The organism is Thermoleptolyngbya sp. C42_A2020_037 (genome assembly GCF_015272455.1).
Lineage (GTDB): Bacteria > Cyanobacteriota > Cyanobacteriia > Elainellales > Elainellaceae > Thermoleptolyngbya.
On sequence record NZ_JACYLP010000045.1, the window covers coordinates 204,328 to 218,913 of the forward strand.

Genomic DNA, 14,586 nt, shown 5'->3' on the forward strand with positions numbered 1-14,586 from the left:
CCCGCTCCAAATACATAGCCGGATCTCCGAACTTCAATCAGGCGACTAAGCACCCCCAAAAACCTCGCTCTCCCCTCTTCGTTCTTCCCTCTTTGCTCTCCCCTCTTCGTTCTTCCCTCTTCGTTCTTCGTTCTTTCCCTTCTCTCCCTATCCTAGCTCGACCCACACGCGCCTCAACGAAACTCGCGAGTGCCATCACTAAACAGCCCCAGCAGCGGCCCCAAAATCATGCCAAAAATAAAGCCGCCCGCGTGGGCCCAGTAGGCAATGCCGCCTGTTTCCGCCGCAGTGGTCACGTTTAGGCTGGCCAGACCCGAGAACGCCTGCATCACAAACCAAAAACCCAGGAACAGCAGTGCCGGGATTCGGAAGGGAATCAAAATAATTCCCAGCGGCACCAGCGTTAGAATTCGCGCCTTAGGAAATCTCAAGATGTAGGCTCCCATCACTCCGGCGATCGCCCCACTCGCGCCCAGCGACGGAATCTCTGATCCCGACGCAACAAACCATTGGCACAACGCCGCCAGTGCCCCGCAGGCCAGATAAAAAACCAAGAACTTGCCATGCCCCAGCTTGTCTTCGATATTGTTACCGAAGATCCACAGGTAGAGCATATTGCCCGCCAGGTGCAAAAAGCCGCCGTGGAGAAACTGGGAGGTAAACAGCGTCACCCACTCTGGAACAGGAGTCGGAGAGATGGCTGCTGTGCCATCTCCGAAGCTTGCCGTAAGCTGGCGAGGCACGACTGCCCAGGTTTGCAGAAACCGCTCTAGCTCTGGCTGCGACAGCGAAATCTCATACAAAAAGACCAGAACGTTCGCAATAATCAACCCGTAGGTGACATAGGGGGTGATTCGGGTTGGATTGTCGTCGTTTAAGGGAACCACAAGAAATTTTCCGGCTAACTCATACCGAGTACTCTACTATGGGGACGCTCAGGGGGGAATATCTATTGCGAACGATATTGCTTAAGGTGCATCAAAACTTGCCGGAGTATTCTCTCCAACAGTTAAAGAACAATTAAGGCTTGTGCTCCAAGAAAGGTCGATGACAACCATCAACCCAACTGGACTCACAAGCCCTAATTCTGAATCAAGTTTGACTAGACTTTGACTAGCGTTTGACTAGAGCAAGCCATGTGTAGACGTGCGTCAAGCGCCACACATTTTAGAGCTACGGCAAGGGAAACTAGCCTTCAACCGTGATCTTGCCCACCATGCCAGCCCCCCGGTGAGGAGCGCAGTAGTAGGTGTAGGTTCCGGCAGGGAAATCGCTGGAGAAGGTAATCTCGTAGGACTCGCCAGGAGAAAACATCAGTTGATTGTGGCTCAGTTTATCGGCCAAATCTTTGCTAGCGCCGGGAACTTGCTTGTCATCAAACAGAATGTTATGGGGAGGGAGCTTGTTATTCACCCACTTCACGGTATCGCCAGGATGAACAGTGATATTGGCAGGCTCAAACTGGAGCAAGCCGCTATCGGCTCCCATCTTGACGGTGAAGGTCTCAGCTGCGGCGGGAGAAACCACTGCCACGAAGCTGCCAACCATCAGCACAAGCGCGAAGAGGGCAAGACTTAGACTCCGTGAAATTTGAGCAATCAACTTCATGGTGACCTCGAAAATTTAAGTGTTAAGTCATGACCCACATAGCATTCTAGCCTGAAGCCGTCATTCTGAAGCAATCATAAAGCCCGTTCAAAAACAAAAATCCGTCGCGAGTTTGAGCCTGTGTGGCAATTGCTGCTTCAGGCGATACGGAAATCTGGATTGCTCTATAGAATAGCGATGAAGTAAAGGCTCTACTTGCTGGCGAATGGGCTTCTAACGGGTGGCGAAACGGCGCACTGCAAACAGGCTGCCGAGCAGCCCAACGGAGCTACCTAGAGCCAGCAATGCTAGCGGCAAGATAAGCGCTTTTTCTGGGCTGAGGCGGAGTCCTTCGGTCAAAAACTGAATGAAGTCTGCCTGCTGGCTGAGCAGTTCATGGATAAAGCCCTGAACGCCCGAAATGAGGCCCCAGGAGGCGATCGCCCCCACCACGCCAAACGCCAAGCCCTGCAAAATAAACGGCAGATAAATCCAGGCAGAGGTTGCGCCGACCAACTGCATGACCTCAATCTCGCGGCGGCGGGCCATGACGATAAGACGAATAGTGGTGGTGAGAACGGCGATCGCCGTCAGCGTTAGCACGGTAATAATCCCCGCGCTGATCCAGCCCAAGCCCTGATGCAGTTGAGCAATCCGGCGCACTGCCTCATCGACATACTGCACCGCATCCACGCCTGGCGTTTTTTCGAGCCGCTGCGCCAAGACTGCCACGCTCTCAGAACTCCGCGCCCGCACCTTTAGCTCGTCCACCAGCGGGTTGCCATTGAGCTGCTGCGTCGCGCCGCGAATATCGGAGATGCCCAACTCCTTCACCAATTGCTCCCAGGCTTCCTCCTTAGACACAGCGACCACCTCTGCCACCTCCGGCATTGCCTGCACCTGGGGCGCAAGCATGTTGGCCTGCACTCCCGACTGGAGGAATACGGACACCTGAAGCTGGCTGCCAAACTGATTGAGCAACCCTTCCAGTTGCCAGGATGCCTGCAAGCTGATGCCAAATAGGAACAGCAACACGGTCATGGTGCTGATGGCGGCCCAGTTCATCCAGCCGCCCCGCCGTAGCCCCAGCAGCGTTTCTCGCAGTAGATAATCCGATTTGGTGAAAAAGCCTAGCATGACGAAATCCCAGGATGTTGCACAAACTCCGATTCAGAAACTTTAGCGCAACAAACGTGGGATGACGTGTCAAGTTCTGTGATCGGCAGGCGGGAGTGATGAAGTGTTGAATCAGGTTCTATCAGCCTGCCCCAGGCTCCATCGCCCTGCCAGCCTATCCCCCCTGCAATCCCATTACGTCGCGATACCGGGACTCCAGCGCATTCCGAGTTGGCGATTCTCGATTAAAATCCCACTGGCTCCGGGCAAAGAGTTCCTGACGCAGATGGTGGACATCTACCGTCGTCATGTTGCCCTCGGCAATGACCTGGCGGCCGCCCACCCAGGCGCTATGAACAGCCTGCACCGGGCGACCCAGCACCAGCAGCCCGATGGGGTCGGTGCGCGGCAGCAGTGATAGGTTGGTGAGGTCATACAGCACCAGATCTGCCAGCTTTCCGACGTCTAGGGAGCCGATCTGGTCTTGCATTCCCAGCCCGGTTGCGCCGCCAAGGGAGGCCATCGTGACGGCCTGACGAGGGGTGATCCAGTGGCGATAGTCAAAGTCGGTGACGTTGTGCAAAATAGAGCCGATTTTGATCGCTTCGAGCAAGTCCTGGGAGTCATTGCTGGCGGAGCCATCGCAGCCAAAAGTGACGTTCACCCCGGCCTGCCGATATTTCAAGATTGGCGCGATGCCGCTGCCCAGGCGCAGGTTGCTGAGGGGATTGTGGACGACGGTGGAGTTTGTGGCGGCGAGAAGCTGGATGTCTTGGTCGTTAAGCCAGATGCAGTGAGCCAGGGAGGTGCGTGGCCCCAGGAACTCCAGCCGTTTCAGATATTCCACGGCGGTGCAGCCATATTTCTCCTCGGCCAGGAGCTTCTGGGCTTTGCTCTCTAGCAGGTGGGTGTGGCGGCAGAGTCCGTGGCGATCGCTCAGTTCATTGCACCCAACAAATAGTTCGTCAGAGCAAAGCTGGGGCCCAGTCGGAGCCATCACAATATAGATACCGTCGTCGGGACGATGAAACTGGGCGATCGCCTCGCTCATCATCTCTAGCGTTTCTTGGGCTGTGCGGGCATACGGCTCGTAGACCTGGGCAGTTCCTCCCGTGGGAATGCTGGAGGGCAGCGACTGATCCTGAATCAGCGGCGCGACAAACGCGCGAATGCCCGCCTCGCGATAGCCCTTCACCGCCGCGCCAATGGTTTCCAGTTCTTGACCCGGCATGATGGTCAGGTGATCGACAACGGTGGTGCCCCCAGAGAGCAAGGTTTCCACCGCCGTACCAATAGCGCTCAGGTAGACTTGCTCCGGATCGGCAGGCGCAAAGTCGTAGAGTTCCGCCAGCCATAGCTCCAAGGGATAAGGCAAAATTGCCCCCCGCTGCCACAGTTCCGAGGAGTGGGTATGGGCATTGACAAACCCTGGCAACAAGAGCTTGTCGCGTCCATCCACAACGGTTCCCACGGGGTCAAGCTGGGGAGCAATCTTCGCAATTTGCCCGCCCTCAATTTGTACGTCTACTGTGTCGTAACCCGTTTCACTTGCAATCCATGCCTGCCGAATCGTATAGCCTGTCAATGGTTTAACCCTCAGAATCGCTGTATAGAAAATTTCGTCCCTCGGCTTGGCAGATGGCATACTGCCTTTTCTTGCAGGGTGAGATTGTCCTGTCCTGAACAGGACGAGACTTCGTAACCACTTGCATATCTCACGCGCTGCAAAAACACCGTATCAAAAATTCGCCAACTGCCTCAATCCTCCTTGGGGTTATTACAGAGGAGATTGGAACAGCATTCGCAAAAGCATCCAAAACTTTTCAAAAATGCTGACCTTTGCACAGCAGGATTATGACATTTCTTGCCTGCGGCACGCACGCGAGTTCCGTAAAGTACCTATTTCAAGGGATGCTCGTTTTGCGATAGAGTGACCGGATGTTTGTAGGAGAATGCAGTTACTTTTGAGTTCCAACTTTGTAAGTTCCAGCGTTCAAGCGCAAACTTTCAAGTTGCAAATGGGTATAAACCGTTCAAAATATCCAGTGCTTTGAGTAATTGGTGATTAAAACTAGATCCAGGTCAGATTTAAGTCGGATTTAAGTCAGATTTAATAAATTCTCTGGATTACTGCCTACAAAACTATATTCTGTTTGTCTTCTCATCTACCCGTTCCCAACTATGCTTCAGTACATCACCCTCGACGGTCTACCCTGTGTTGCGCCCTATTGCCATGCCGTGCGGGCAGGCGATTTTCTGTTTGTGACGGGGCAACTCGCAGAAGACCCCAAGACTGGCGAGGTCGTGCGCGGCCCCATTGAGGAGCAGACAGTGCGGGTGATGGAAAATCTGAAGATGGTGCTGGAGGCTTCGGGTAGCAGCTTTAGCCAGGTCGTGATGGCGCGGATTTTTGTCACCGATTTTCGCTTCTACGATGCAGTGAATGATATCTACAAGTCGTACTTTGAAGCAGGACGACTGCCAGGACGCACCACAGTCGGCGTGTCGGCGCTGGCAGATTTTGGCGATGTCGAAATTGATTTGATTGCCTACTGCGGGGAGTAGGCTTGAGGGGTTGAGGAGCGGGGATCGGCTCTGGGAACAAAGCCAAGAGAGCCTGTCCCTGGTTTTGCAGTGCAAAATCCCCAATTCCATATCTAAAACCGGCAATCTAGAAATCTAAAATCAGCGCGGCACATTAAGCTTTGTGGTGCAAATCTGCCAATCGCAGAAGTGTCGGTGAATACTGAAGGCGATCGCCTTTTATCGTAGGACTAGTCGATACTGGCTTGTCATAACAACTTTGGACGAGGTTTCCCTATGCGATCGCTTGGCACGCCGCCCAACGCTTGGCTTGTCGATGCCCACAATGCTGATCTAACGCGCCCACCACTGTCGCCCCGCCCGATCTCGCTCAAAGCAGACACCAAAACGCTGCGGGTGGATCTGGCCAAAGCGGCCATGCTGGTCATCGATATGCAAAACGACTTTTGCCATCCCGACGGCTGGCTGGCACATATCGGCGTAGATGTGACCCCCGCCCGCGCCCCCATTGGCCCGCTGCAAGGTCTACTGCCCGTGCTGCGTGGGTTCGACGTGCCTATCCTTTGGGTCAACTGGGGCAACCGACCCGACCTGCTCAACATCAGCGCCGGACTGCGCCACGTCTACAACAGTTCTGGCGATGGCGTGGGGCTGGGCGACCCCCTGCCCAAAAACGGCGCACCCGTCCTGCAAAAAGATAGCTGGGCCGCTGCCGTCGTAGACGAACTGGAGCAACTGCCGCAAGATATCAAAGTCGATAAGTATCGCATGAGCGGCTTTTGGGACACGCCGCTCGACAGCATTTTGCGAAACCTGGGGCGGACGACCCTGTTCTTTGGCGGGGTCAATGCTGATCAGTGCGTCATGACCACGCTGCAAGATGCCAACTTTCTTGGCTACGATTGCATTTTGGTTAGCGATTGCACTGCCACCACGTCGCCCGAATACTGCTGGCAAGCCACAGTCTACAACGTGAATCAGTGCTTTGGCTTCGTTACTCACTCTCACGCAATTCTGGATGCCGTGAAGTAAGTTTTTGGAGGGTGGGAACAAGCTTTCTTATCTTTCCCGGTCACTCCTTATCCTGTCACTCTATACCCTATCCCTCCTGCCTACCCATGACTACCGAAACCTGTGTCATTCCGGTGATCAAAACGCCCAAGGACTATCAGGCGTTTCGCATTAGTCCACAGGATACAAATCGACTGGCGATCGTATTTGACCCGATCAGTGCAAATATGTCGCTGACCTATTGCGTAGAAATTTTTGACGTGGGTGGAAAAACGCCGCCCAATCGGCATCAGCTTGCTGTGGAAATGTTTTTTGTCTTGAAGGGCGAGGGGAGAGCCACTTGCGACGGCAAGACGGTGGATATTTCCGCAGGAGATAGCATTCTGGTTCCCGCAACGGGCACGCATGAAATTGAAAACACCGGGCCGGGGCGGCTGTATGCCCTGTGCATCATGGTGCCTAATGAAGACTTTGCCGAACTAATCCGCAGCGGCATCCCCGCAGAACTGGATGAGGAAGACCTAGCGGTGCTGCGCCGATCAGACGGGCTGCGGGTAAGTTAGTGTCGCCGTTGAGGTGCAAGTTTCGGCGTGCAAGCTTCGGCAGGGTAATCTTGCCTCCAAAGCTGCCACAAACCCCTTCACATTCCGTAGCAAAATTTTGCTTGCGTCGATCAGGGGTATCCACTACAATCGTCCATCAAGCTGTAATTTTTCCAACACGCAGCTTATTCCACTCCCCGAAAATTTGGCCGGTTCGTCGATTACGGCATTGGTAGATGCGCCAACACCTACCAACGCCTGACCCCAGGACAGAGTGAGCTGTCTCAGGGCTTTGCCTATTGTATGGCCGCCTTGAAACCTGCTTTGCGTCGTTTGGGCGGCCATCTTTTCGGGGTTTCCCTACCTCGTTTCCAAGGAGGAAACCCCAAATGCTGACAGTTCAATACACCTGGTCGTCCCCACGCTCGGAGGCGACCCAGTTTTCGCTGCCCCCGCTCACCTGCGAACTGCCCCACCGTCGCCGCCTGCGCCACTGCATCATCGGCCTGCCCGAAGACGCACAGATGGCGATTGACCGGCTGCACCTGCTCCGCTATGCCGAACGCTTTGAGTGGACTCGCGCCCTGGAATTTCCGCCCAACGGCATCGTCCTCAATGCCGAGCAACCCGGCGAAGTGCTGCGCTGCCTGCACCGCGAAATGCGGAGCAACCCTGGCGCGAATGAGTAAGAACAGATAAGGGCGATTTTGGGTTTTGGATTTTGGATTTTGGCGGTTTAGTTTGCCTATCCAAAATCCAAACTCCCCAATCGAAAATTTCAAACAGGGCGCTCAGACGTTGGTTACAAGTCTTTCCTGTCGCTTCACTGCAAACCGGATTTGAGCAATTGACGTATAAGAGGAGTGGGTTCTTCTGCCCACTAGTGCAGGTTGAACCTACAACTCGTCTTTTCATCTGCTTAGAGTGACCGAAGAGGGATTAGCCCTTTTAGGGTATGGCAACGGTGCTGTTTAGGGTATGGCAACGGTGCGTGAATGTGTTCTAGCACTCACCGATCTAGGAAGCAAAACCGATATGCTGATCTGGTCTATTTTTTCTCCCTATCTTAAAGATTTGTCTGTCGATGGGATGACGGATTTCCTTTGGGAAGCTATTAACATTACTCTTGACAGGCTTGTATTTCTAGCTGGTTCTAGCTGAGTTGCGCTCTGGCTGTTCGTGGTCAGGGCTGCAAGATTTGCCCCTCACACTCTTCATTCGCTTTAGAAATACTGTCAATCTTTGGGAGCTTCTTGAGGGGGTTCTCTGAGATTTTTTTGCGTAGCTTGATTGTTCTCTTTGTAGTTCTCCTTGTATCCAAATGGTCTTATGGCGTTTGATCCTGCTTTTCTGACGAATATCAACACTCAATTGGGGAGCTTTCTGCCCAGTCTGCTGGGTGCAATTCTAATTCTCATTGCCGGCTGGGTTCTGGCGGCGATCGCGGCTTCTATTACCAAGCGAATTCTGCTGCAAACGAACCTGGACAACCGACTGGCATCTACCTTTTTGCCCGCCGGATCAACGGCTCGTCCCCGTGTGGAGCAGTGGGGCGCGGCGCTGGTGTTTTGGGTGATCATGATCTTTGCTATCGTGGCGTTTCTGAATGCGCTGCGGCTGGATGTAGTCTCGCAACCTTTGAATAATTTCCTCCAGCAGATTTTTAGCTATCTGCCTCGGCTGGGCGGTGCTGCAATTCTGGTGGCGCTGGCCTGGGTTTTGGCTAGCCTAGTCAAGGTTTTGGTGACTCGCGGATTGGCGCGATTTGGATTAGACGAAAAGCTAAATGTCGCCCCAAGAGAATCAGAGGCGGGGGTGGCTGATCCCTACGTGGCCGCAAGAAGCGCAGAGGTAGGCGCGGTTGCTCCATCCCAACAGCCTGTAGCCGAAAGCCCGTTTCTCCTGAGTGAAACGCTGGGCAATGTGCTGTATTGGTTTGTCTTTTTGTTCTTTTTGCCGCTGATTTTAGATGTGCTGCAATTGCAGGGGCCGTTGCAGCCTGTGCAGACCCTGCTCAACGATTTTTTGGTGATTTTGCCGCGAGTTTTGAGCGCGATCGCCATTGGCGCGGCGGGCTGGTTTATTGCCCAGGTTGTGCGGAATATCGTTACGAACCTGCTGCGGGCGGCGCGGGTCGATCGGCTGGGTACTCAGTTTGGCCTTTCCCGGACTCAGGGGGCGCTGTCGCTCTCTAGCTTGATTGGCACGCTGGTCTATGTGCTGATTTTGATCCCGACGGCGATCGCCGCGCTGCAAGCGCTGGGAATTCGGGCGATTTCCGATCCGGCGATCGCCATGCTGAACGACATTCTGACCGCGTTGCCTCGCATCTTCACGGCGGCAGTGCTGTTGATCGTGTTTTACGTCATTGGGCGATTTATTGCAGACTTGGTGACGAACCTGTTGACCAGCTTCGGCTTCAACAATGTGTTTGAGTGGATGGGGCTGCCTAGACAAACGGTAGCTGCGGTTTCCCCTCCGCCGTCCAGCCCGCCCTACGATGCAACGCCGGGAGGAGAGCCTACTGTTGTCCAGCCTGCTGCAACGCTGCCTCGGCGCACCCCTTCGGAAATCGTTGGCATTCTGGCGCTGGTGGGGATTATGCTGTTTGCCGCCGTGGCAGCGGCTGAGGTTTTGCAATTCCAGCAGTTAACGGCTATTGTGAATGGCATTTTGGCAGTGTCGGCGCGGGTGCTGGTGGGGGTCATTGTCTTTGGCGTGGGGTTATACCTGGCGAATTTGGCCTTTAATCTCATTGCGGGATCGGGCGGTCGGCAGGCGCGAATTTTGGCGCAGGCGGCTCGGATTGCGATTATTGCGCTGGTTTCTGCGATGGCGCTCCAGCAGATGGGCATTGCGACCAATATTGTGGCGCTGGCGTTTGGTTTGCTGCTGGGGGCGATCGCCGTGGCGCTGGCGATCGCCTTTGGGCTGGGCGGACGTGAGGTTGCCGCAGAGCAGCTCCGCGAATGGCTGGCTTCTTTCAAGCAGCACTCCTAGGGCGTGCTTGAAAGCCCTTTGATCCCCCTTAGCCCCCCTCAGAAAAGAGGGGGAACCGGGCCGAACCGCTCTGGCAGTCCCCCTTAAAAAGGAGGGTTTAAGGGAGATCGACTCAGGCTCTCCTGCATGAATCGTTGTGTGGTAGCGCCGCGCAACGATTCAAACCCTCAAAGAGGTCTTCGTGCAGGCGGTTTAACATGGTAGGTGTATGGATTAAGTGCGATTGTCTACAAATGACTGAGCCTGTATCCAAAAGAACTAGCGTCATGAACCACCTGCGATCGCCAGCAATTTCACGCTCCCCAGTCGGCAGGCTTGCGCGATCTCGGCGAGAAGTCCTCGGCTTTTTAGGCGGCGTTGCGGGTACGGCCCTGTTTGGGTGTTCCCGTCAGCCGGAGGGGTTGCCGCCCGTTGCGTCTTCTGGCTCGGCGCAGGCAGATGACCTGCTCGATTGCATTGTGCGGCCTCAGCAGACGGCAGGGCCCTTCTTTGTGGATACGCAACTCAATCGGGCGGACCTTCGCGCTGACCCTGCCACAGGGCGGATCAGTTCAGGCGTGCCTCTGGGGCTGTCTTTTCAAATCTTTCAGGTGGGGAACATTCAGCCGGAAGGCCCCCGCATGTGTATGCCGCTGCCCAATGCCGTCGTGGATGTGTGGCACTGTGATGCGGCGGGTATCTACTCTGGCGTGCGCGATCGCCAGTCAGACACCACAGGTCAGGCATTTCTACGGGGCTACCAGGTGACTGATCAAGACGGGGTTGCAGAGTTTATGACTATCTATCCGGGTTGGTATCCTGGCAGAACCGTTCATATTCACTTCAAGATTCGTACCGTCTCTACATCAGGGGCGATCGCCCCAATCCGCTACGAGTTCACCTCCCAGCTTTACTTTGACGATGCCCTGACCGATCGAATTTATCGCCAAATGCCTTACACAGCTAGGGGACAGCGGGCCCAGCGGAATCATCAAGATGCGATCTTCCAGTTTGGCGGAGCGCAACTTCTACTGCCTGTAGCGCAGACCGATCGGGGGTATTTCGGCAGATTTGGGATTGGATTAGAGATGGGCTAGAGATGGGTTAAACCAGGGCTGGTAGGGCGATCGCATCTCTGCAATAGCTGGCTAGATGGGGCGATCGGTAGCCCTCCTGCGTCCACAGGATAGGGAAGAAGGATTCATCCAGGGTGTTGTCGTTAATCCGCTTGTAGCGACCGTAGATATAGCCAGGGGGAACGTCGCTAAACCGCGCTTCAGAACTAATCGTGTGAATGCCCAGGCTGCGGCGCGGCGTGGTTTCACTCAGGTTTTTGCCAGAGCCGTGCCACAACAGCCCGTGGTGGAAAGCGCAACCCCCAGCGGGGATCGTCAAGGGCACGATGTCTGGCTCGCTGACCCCGGCTGCTTTTGCGGTTTCTAGCATGGCCCAGCGATAATCTTTTTGGGGCGCATGAAACTCTCCTGCAACCTCAAGCAAGGGCCAGCGGTGGGACCCGCGTACATACTGAAGCGTGCCCGTTTCCAGGCTCACATCATCCAGCGCAATCCAGCAGGTAACCATTTCGGCGGGCGTGAGATAGTTAATGTAGGCTCCGTCCTGATGCAGGGCAATCTCCTTGCCGCCACCGGGTGGTTTGTACCAAAGGCTATCCTGGCCGATGCGTGCCCCGGGCCAGCCCGCCAGTTGGGCGCTGATGCGGCCAACCTCTGCTGATAGAGCGACACTGGCAATCGTGCGATCGCTCTTCCACGCATTGCAAATTTCGCGGGTCACGTCTGGCAGGCTCAGCCCAGGTCGCCAGTGCCACTCGTCGGGGTAGACCGTCGTTTCAAATTCGCCCCGAAACAGCGGCTCGATGCGATCGCGCAGCCGCTGCACTAGCTCCAGATCAATAAATTGCTCCAGGATGACAAATCCGTCTGTCTGGAAGCGTTGAATGTCGTCCTCAGTGATCTGAAGGGGAGAATAAGCCATATCGCAGAAATCCGAATGAAACGCGATGAAACGTGATGAAACGTGGAGGGAATCGAGCCTGTCTGGATCACCAGCGGAATACAGCCCCGGTATCGATGGCCACTGTAGCGCTGCCTGCCCACTCTATATTGTGAAATTCGCTACGGTCTGCAAGGGCCAAGTTCCGCACAATGGGGTGCGTCCGTTTGTGCAGGATTATGGAATTTTCAACGCTAACGCCGGGGCAGCTCACGATTGCCGCCAGTGATTTTGATGCTCGCCCGATGAGCCACCTTGAAAACGGCGAGCGGCTGGGATATGAACCCGCCGTGGCCCGGGCCGTGTGTGCCAAGCTGGGGCTGGTGCCCGTGTGGCAAAATCTGCCCATGTCTGAGTTTTATTCCACGCTGCACGCGGGGCAGTGTGATGTGGTGTGGTTTAACCAAGCGGTGACGGCAGAACGCCTCAGCCACAGCCGCTTTACCCGGCCCTACGGGATCTATAACGAAGCGGTGATTGTGCGGGCCGATAGCCCTATCTACGCGGTGGACGATCTTCGGGGAAGGAAACTGGGAGGATTGGCGGATAGCACGAACCTGGCGCTGGGGGAGCAATTTGCCGACGTGACGCTGGTGCCGTTTCCGGGGAGCGATCAGGTGTTGCCGGAGATGCTGGCGGCGCTGCGGGCGGGCGAAATTGACGCGCTGGTGGATGATGAACTGGTGCTGATCACGGCGGCCGAGGCTGACCCGTCGCTGCGGCTGGCGTTTACGGTGGAAACGCGGCATCCGTTTGCGATCGCCCTCCGACCGACTGACGAAGCCTTACGACAAGCGCTGGATCAAACCCTAGAGGCGCTGCTCAGCGACGGCACGCTGGCCGCGCTGTGGGGCCAGTGGATTCCCTGGCGACCGTTTCCGTTTGTGTAGTGGGGGGTGTGATGCAACAAGCTTGGGTGCCCGCGCCAGACCGCTATGATGACCTGCCCGCGCCTCTTGCGCCCGTCGTGGCGGAGTATCGGATTGCCCCAGGAACGGCGATCGCCTATTCGGTCAAAGCGGGTCAATTTATCCAGATTATTGACGTAGACGGCAGCCAGTGTTCAGATTTTCTGGCCTTTGCGGGCGAGGGCTATGAAGAGGAACTGGACGGCACCGTAACGCGGACGCTGCTGGGTTTGGCGATGCCCCAGGTGGGTTTGTTCAGCCACTATTTTTCTCAGCAGATGCGGCCGTTGGTGGAGGTGGTGCAAGATACCTGCGGTCGCCATGATAGCTTCATGCTGGCCTGCACCCGCCGCTATTACGAAGATGCGGGCTATCCAGGGCATCCCAGTTGCAGCGAAAATTTTAATCAGGTGCTTGGGCCCTACGGCATTGCGCCCCGGTTGGGCTGGCCTGCGATCAATTTCTTTTTCAATACCGAGGTGGATAGCACGGGCGCGATTCTTGCCGGAGAAGCCTGGTCGCGTCCAGGGGATTATGTGCTGCTGAGGGCGCACCAAGACTTGCTCTGTGCGAGTTCGGCTTGTCCAGACGACATCGACCCTGTAAATGGCTGGCATCCCACGCCTATTCACGTCCGCATCTATGGAGCGGAGTCTTCGTTCCCCAGGCTGAGGGGCCATCGCGCTGCGCCCAGTCTGCCGCTGCGCCTGACGCAAGACAGCGCCTTTACGCCGCGCATTCGAGACCTGACGCGGCATCTGGCAGACTACAACGGCTTTTGGGTTCCCCTCTCCTATCCTCAGCAGGGCAAGGCGGCGGACTATTGGGCCCTGCGGGAGCGGGTGGCAGTGATGGATCTGTCGGCGCTGCGAAAGTTTGACCTGACGGGAACCGATGCGCTGGCGCTGCTCCAGTGGGTGTTTTCGCGCAATGTGGCTCAACTGGCGGTGGGGCAGTCTGCCTATGGCTGCTTGCTCAATCCCCACGGGGGGATCGTGGACGATGGAATTGTGTTTCGCTTGGGGGAAGCGGCGTTTCGCTATGTGGGCAACTGCGACACTGATGAACTGTGGCTGCGAACCGTTGCCCAGGAGCGGGGCTTTGCGGTGGAGATTACGCCAACGAGCGATCGCCTCCATAATTTATCTGTGCAGGGGCCTCACTCTCGCGACCTGCTGACCCCGCTGATCCGGCTCGACCCCCAGTGGGGCCTCTCGACGCTGGCGGAACTGGGCTATTTTCGCTTTGCCACGGGGACGCTGGAGGGCATCCCGGTGTTCATTTCGCGCACGGGCTACACGGGTGAGCTAGGCTATGAACTGTTTGTAGACCCCCGCAACGGACTGGCGCTGTGGGATGCAGTGATGCAGGCGGGCAAACCGTTTGGGCTGTTGCCAATGGGAATGCAGGCCATCGACTGTGCCCGCATCGAAGCTGGGCTGCTGGCGGCTGGTCGGGAATTTAATGACCTGATCTCGCCCTATCAGGCGGGCATTGGGTGGAGCGTGGCGCTGAAGAGTAAGGGCGATTTTATCGGTCGGGCGGCTCTAGAAGCGCTGCGATCGCGCCCCCCCTTTGTCGCGGTTGGGCTAACTCTGGCGGGGAATGAGGTCGCCTGTGGCGGGCAGGGGGTCTATGCCGAAGGGCAGCCCTGGCGGATTGGACAGGTGACGAGCGGGACGTTTTCGCCCGTGCTGAACCGCAGCATTGCGATCGCCCAGATTGCGCCAGACTATGCCCAACTCGGCACGGTCGTTGAGGTTGGCTTTTTGGATGGCATCAAGCGGCGCGATCGCGCAACGGTCGGTCCCCTCTCTCCCTACGACCCCAGCAAAAGCCGGGTCAAAGCATAGCCATCAGACTCCGACTTCTGGTGTTCAGCA

The 14,586-nt window shown here is 56.1% G+C and carries 13 protein-coding genes; 8 read left to right on the top strand and 5 right to left on the bottom strand.

The window, feature by feature from the left end; translation table 11 throughout:
- Positions 1–173: 173 nt before the first annotated feature.
- The 4 genes from IGS16_RS14895 to IGS16_RS14910 form a co-directional block, all read right to left on the bottom strand.
- Positions 174–887: a rhomboid family intramembrane serine protease gene (locus IGS16_RS14895; protein WP_297086702.1), complete on the bottom strand. Its 714-nt coding sequence runs from the start codon at positions 885–887 to the stop codon at positions 174–176.
- A 301-nt stretch (positions 888–1,188) separates the two neighbouring features.
- Positions 1,189–1,608: a plastocyanin gene (gene petE, locus IGS16_RS14900; protein ID WP_297086704.1), complete on the bottom strand. Its 420-nt coding sequence runs from the start codon at positions 1,606–1,608 to the stop codon at positions 1,189–1,191.
- Between the two features lie 213 nt (positions 1,609–1,821).
- Positions 1,822–2,724, bottom strand: coding sequence for an ABC transporter permease (locus IGS16_RS14905; RefSeq protein WP_297086706.1), 903 nt, complete (start codon positions 2,722–2,724; stop codon positions 1,822–1,824).
- Between the two features lie 154 nt (positions 2,725–2,878).
- Positions 2,879–4,348 (bottom strand): amidohydrolase, encoded by a 1,470-nt coding sequence (locus IGS16_RS14910; protein ID WP_297086708.1) that lies wholly within the window; start codon positions 4,346–4,348, stop codon positions 2,879–2,881.
- A 536-nt stretch (positions 4,349–4,884) separates the two neighbouring features.
- Between IGS16_RS14910 and IGS16_RS14915 the strand changes: the two genes are divergently transcribed.
- From IGS16_RS14915 to IGS16_RS14940, 6 genes are all read left to right on the top strand, one after another.
- Positions 4,885–5,268 (top strand): RidA family protein, encoded by a 384-nt coding sequence (locus IGS16_RS14915; protein WP_297086709.1) that lies wholly within the window; start codon positions 4,885–4,887, stop codon positions 5,266–5,268.
- A 255-nt stretch (positions 5,269–5,523) separates the two neighbouring features.
- Positions 5,524–6,279, top strand: a complete 756-nt coding sequence (locus tag IGS16_RS14920) for a cysteine hydrolase family protein (RefSeq protein WP_297086712.1) — start codon at positions 5,524–5,526, stop codon at positions 6,277–6,279.
- A gap of 86 nt (positions 6,280–6,365) precedes the next feature.
- Positions 6,366–6,821: a cupin domain-containing protein gene (locus IGS16_RS14925; RefSeq protein WP_068514764.1), complete on the top strand. Its 456-nt coding sequence runs from the start codon at positions 6,366–6,368 to the stop codon at positions 6,819–6,821.
- Positions 6,822–7,189: 368 nt separating this feature from the next.
- Positions 7,190–7,489 carry a hypothetical protein gene (locus IGS16_RS14930; protein ID WP_297086715.1) on the top strand — a complete coding sequence of 100 codons (300 nt, stop codon included), beginning with the start codon at positions 7,190–7,192 and terminating at the stop codon, positions 7,487–7,489.
- Positions 7,490–8,129: 640 nt separating this feature from the next.
- Positions 8,130–9,800, top strand: a complete 1,671-nt coding sequence (locus tag IGS16_RS14935; RefSeq protein WP_297086717.1) for a mechanosensitive ion channel — start codon at positions 8,130–8,132, stop codon at positions 9,798–9,800.
- Between the two features lie 233 nt (positions 9,801–10,033).
- The gene (locus tag IGS16_RS14940; protein ID WP_297086720.1) at positions 10,034–10,876 is read left to right on the top strand and encodes an intradiol ring-cleavage dioxygenase; all 843 of its coding nucleotides are present in this window, start codon (positions 10,034–10,036) and stop codon (positions 10,874–10,876) included.
- Between the two features lie 7 nt (positions 10,877–10,883).
- Here the strand turns inward: IGS16_RS14940 and IGS16_RS14945 are convergent, their stop codons facing one another.
- Positions 10,884–11,777 (bottom strand): phytanoyl-CoA dioxygenase family protein, encoded by an 894-nt coding sequence (locus tag IGS16_RS14945; RefSeq protein WP_297086723.1) that lies wholly within the window; start codon positions 11,775–11,777, stop codon positions 10,884–10,886.
- Positions 11,778–11,974: 197 nt separating this feature from the next.
- Here IGS16_RS14945 and IGS16_RS14950 point away from each other — a divergent pair, with 197 nt between their 5' ends.
- Positions 11,975–12,685: an ABC transporter substrate-binding protein gene (locus IGS16_RS14950; protein WP_297086724.1), complete on the top strand. Its 711-nt coding sequence runs from the start codon at positions 11,975–11,977 to the stop codon at positions 12,683–12,685.
- An 11-nt stretch (positions 12,686–12,696) separates the two neighbouring features.
- The gene (locus tag IGS16_RS14955; RefSeq protein WP_297086726.1) at positions 12,697–14,556 is read left to right on the top strand and encodes a DUF1989 domain-containing protein; all 1,860 of its coding nucleotides are present in this window, start codon (positions 12,697–12,699) and stop codon (positions 14,554–14,556) included.
- Positions 14,557–14,586: the final 30 nt, after the last annotated feature.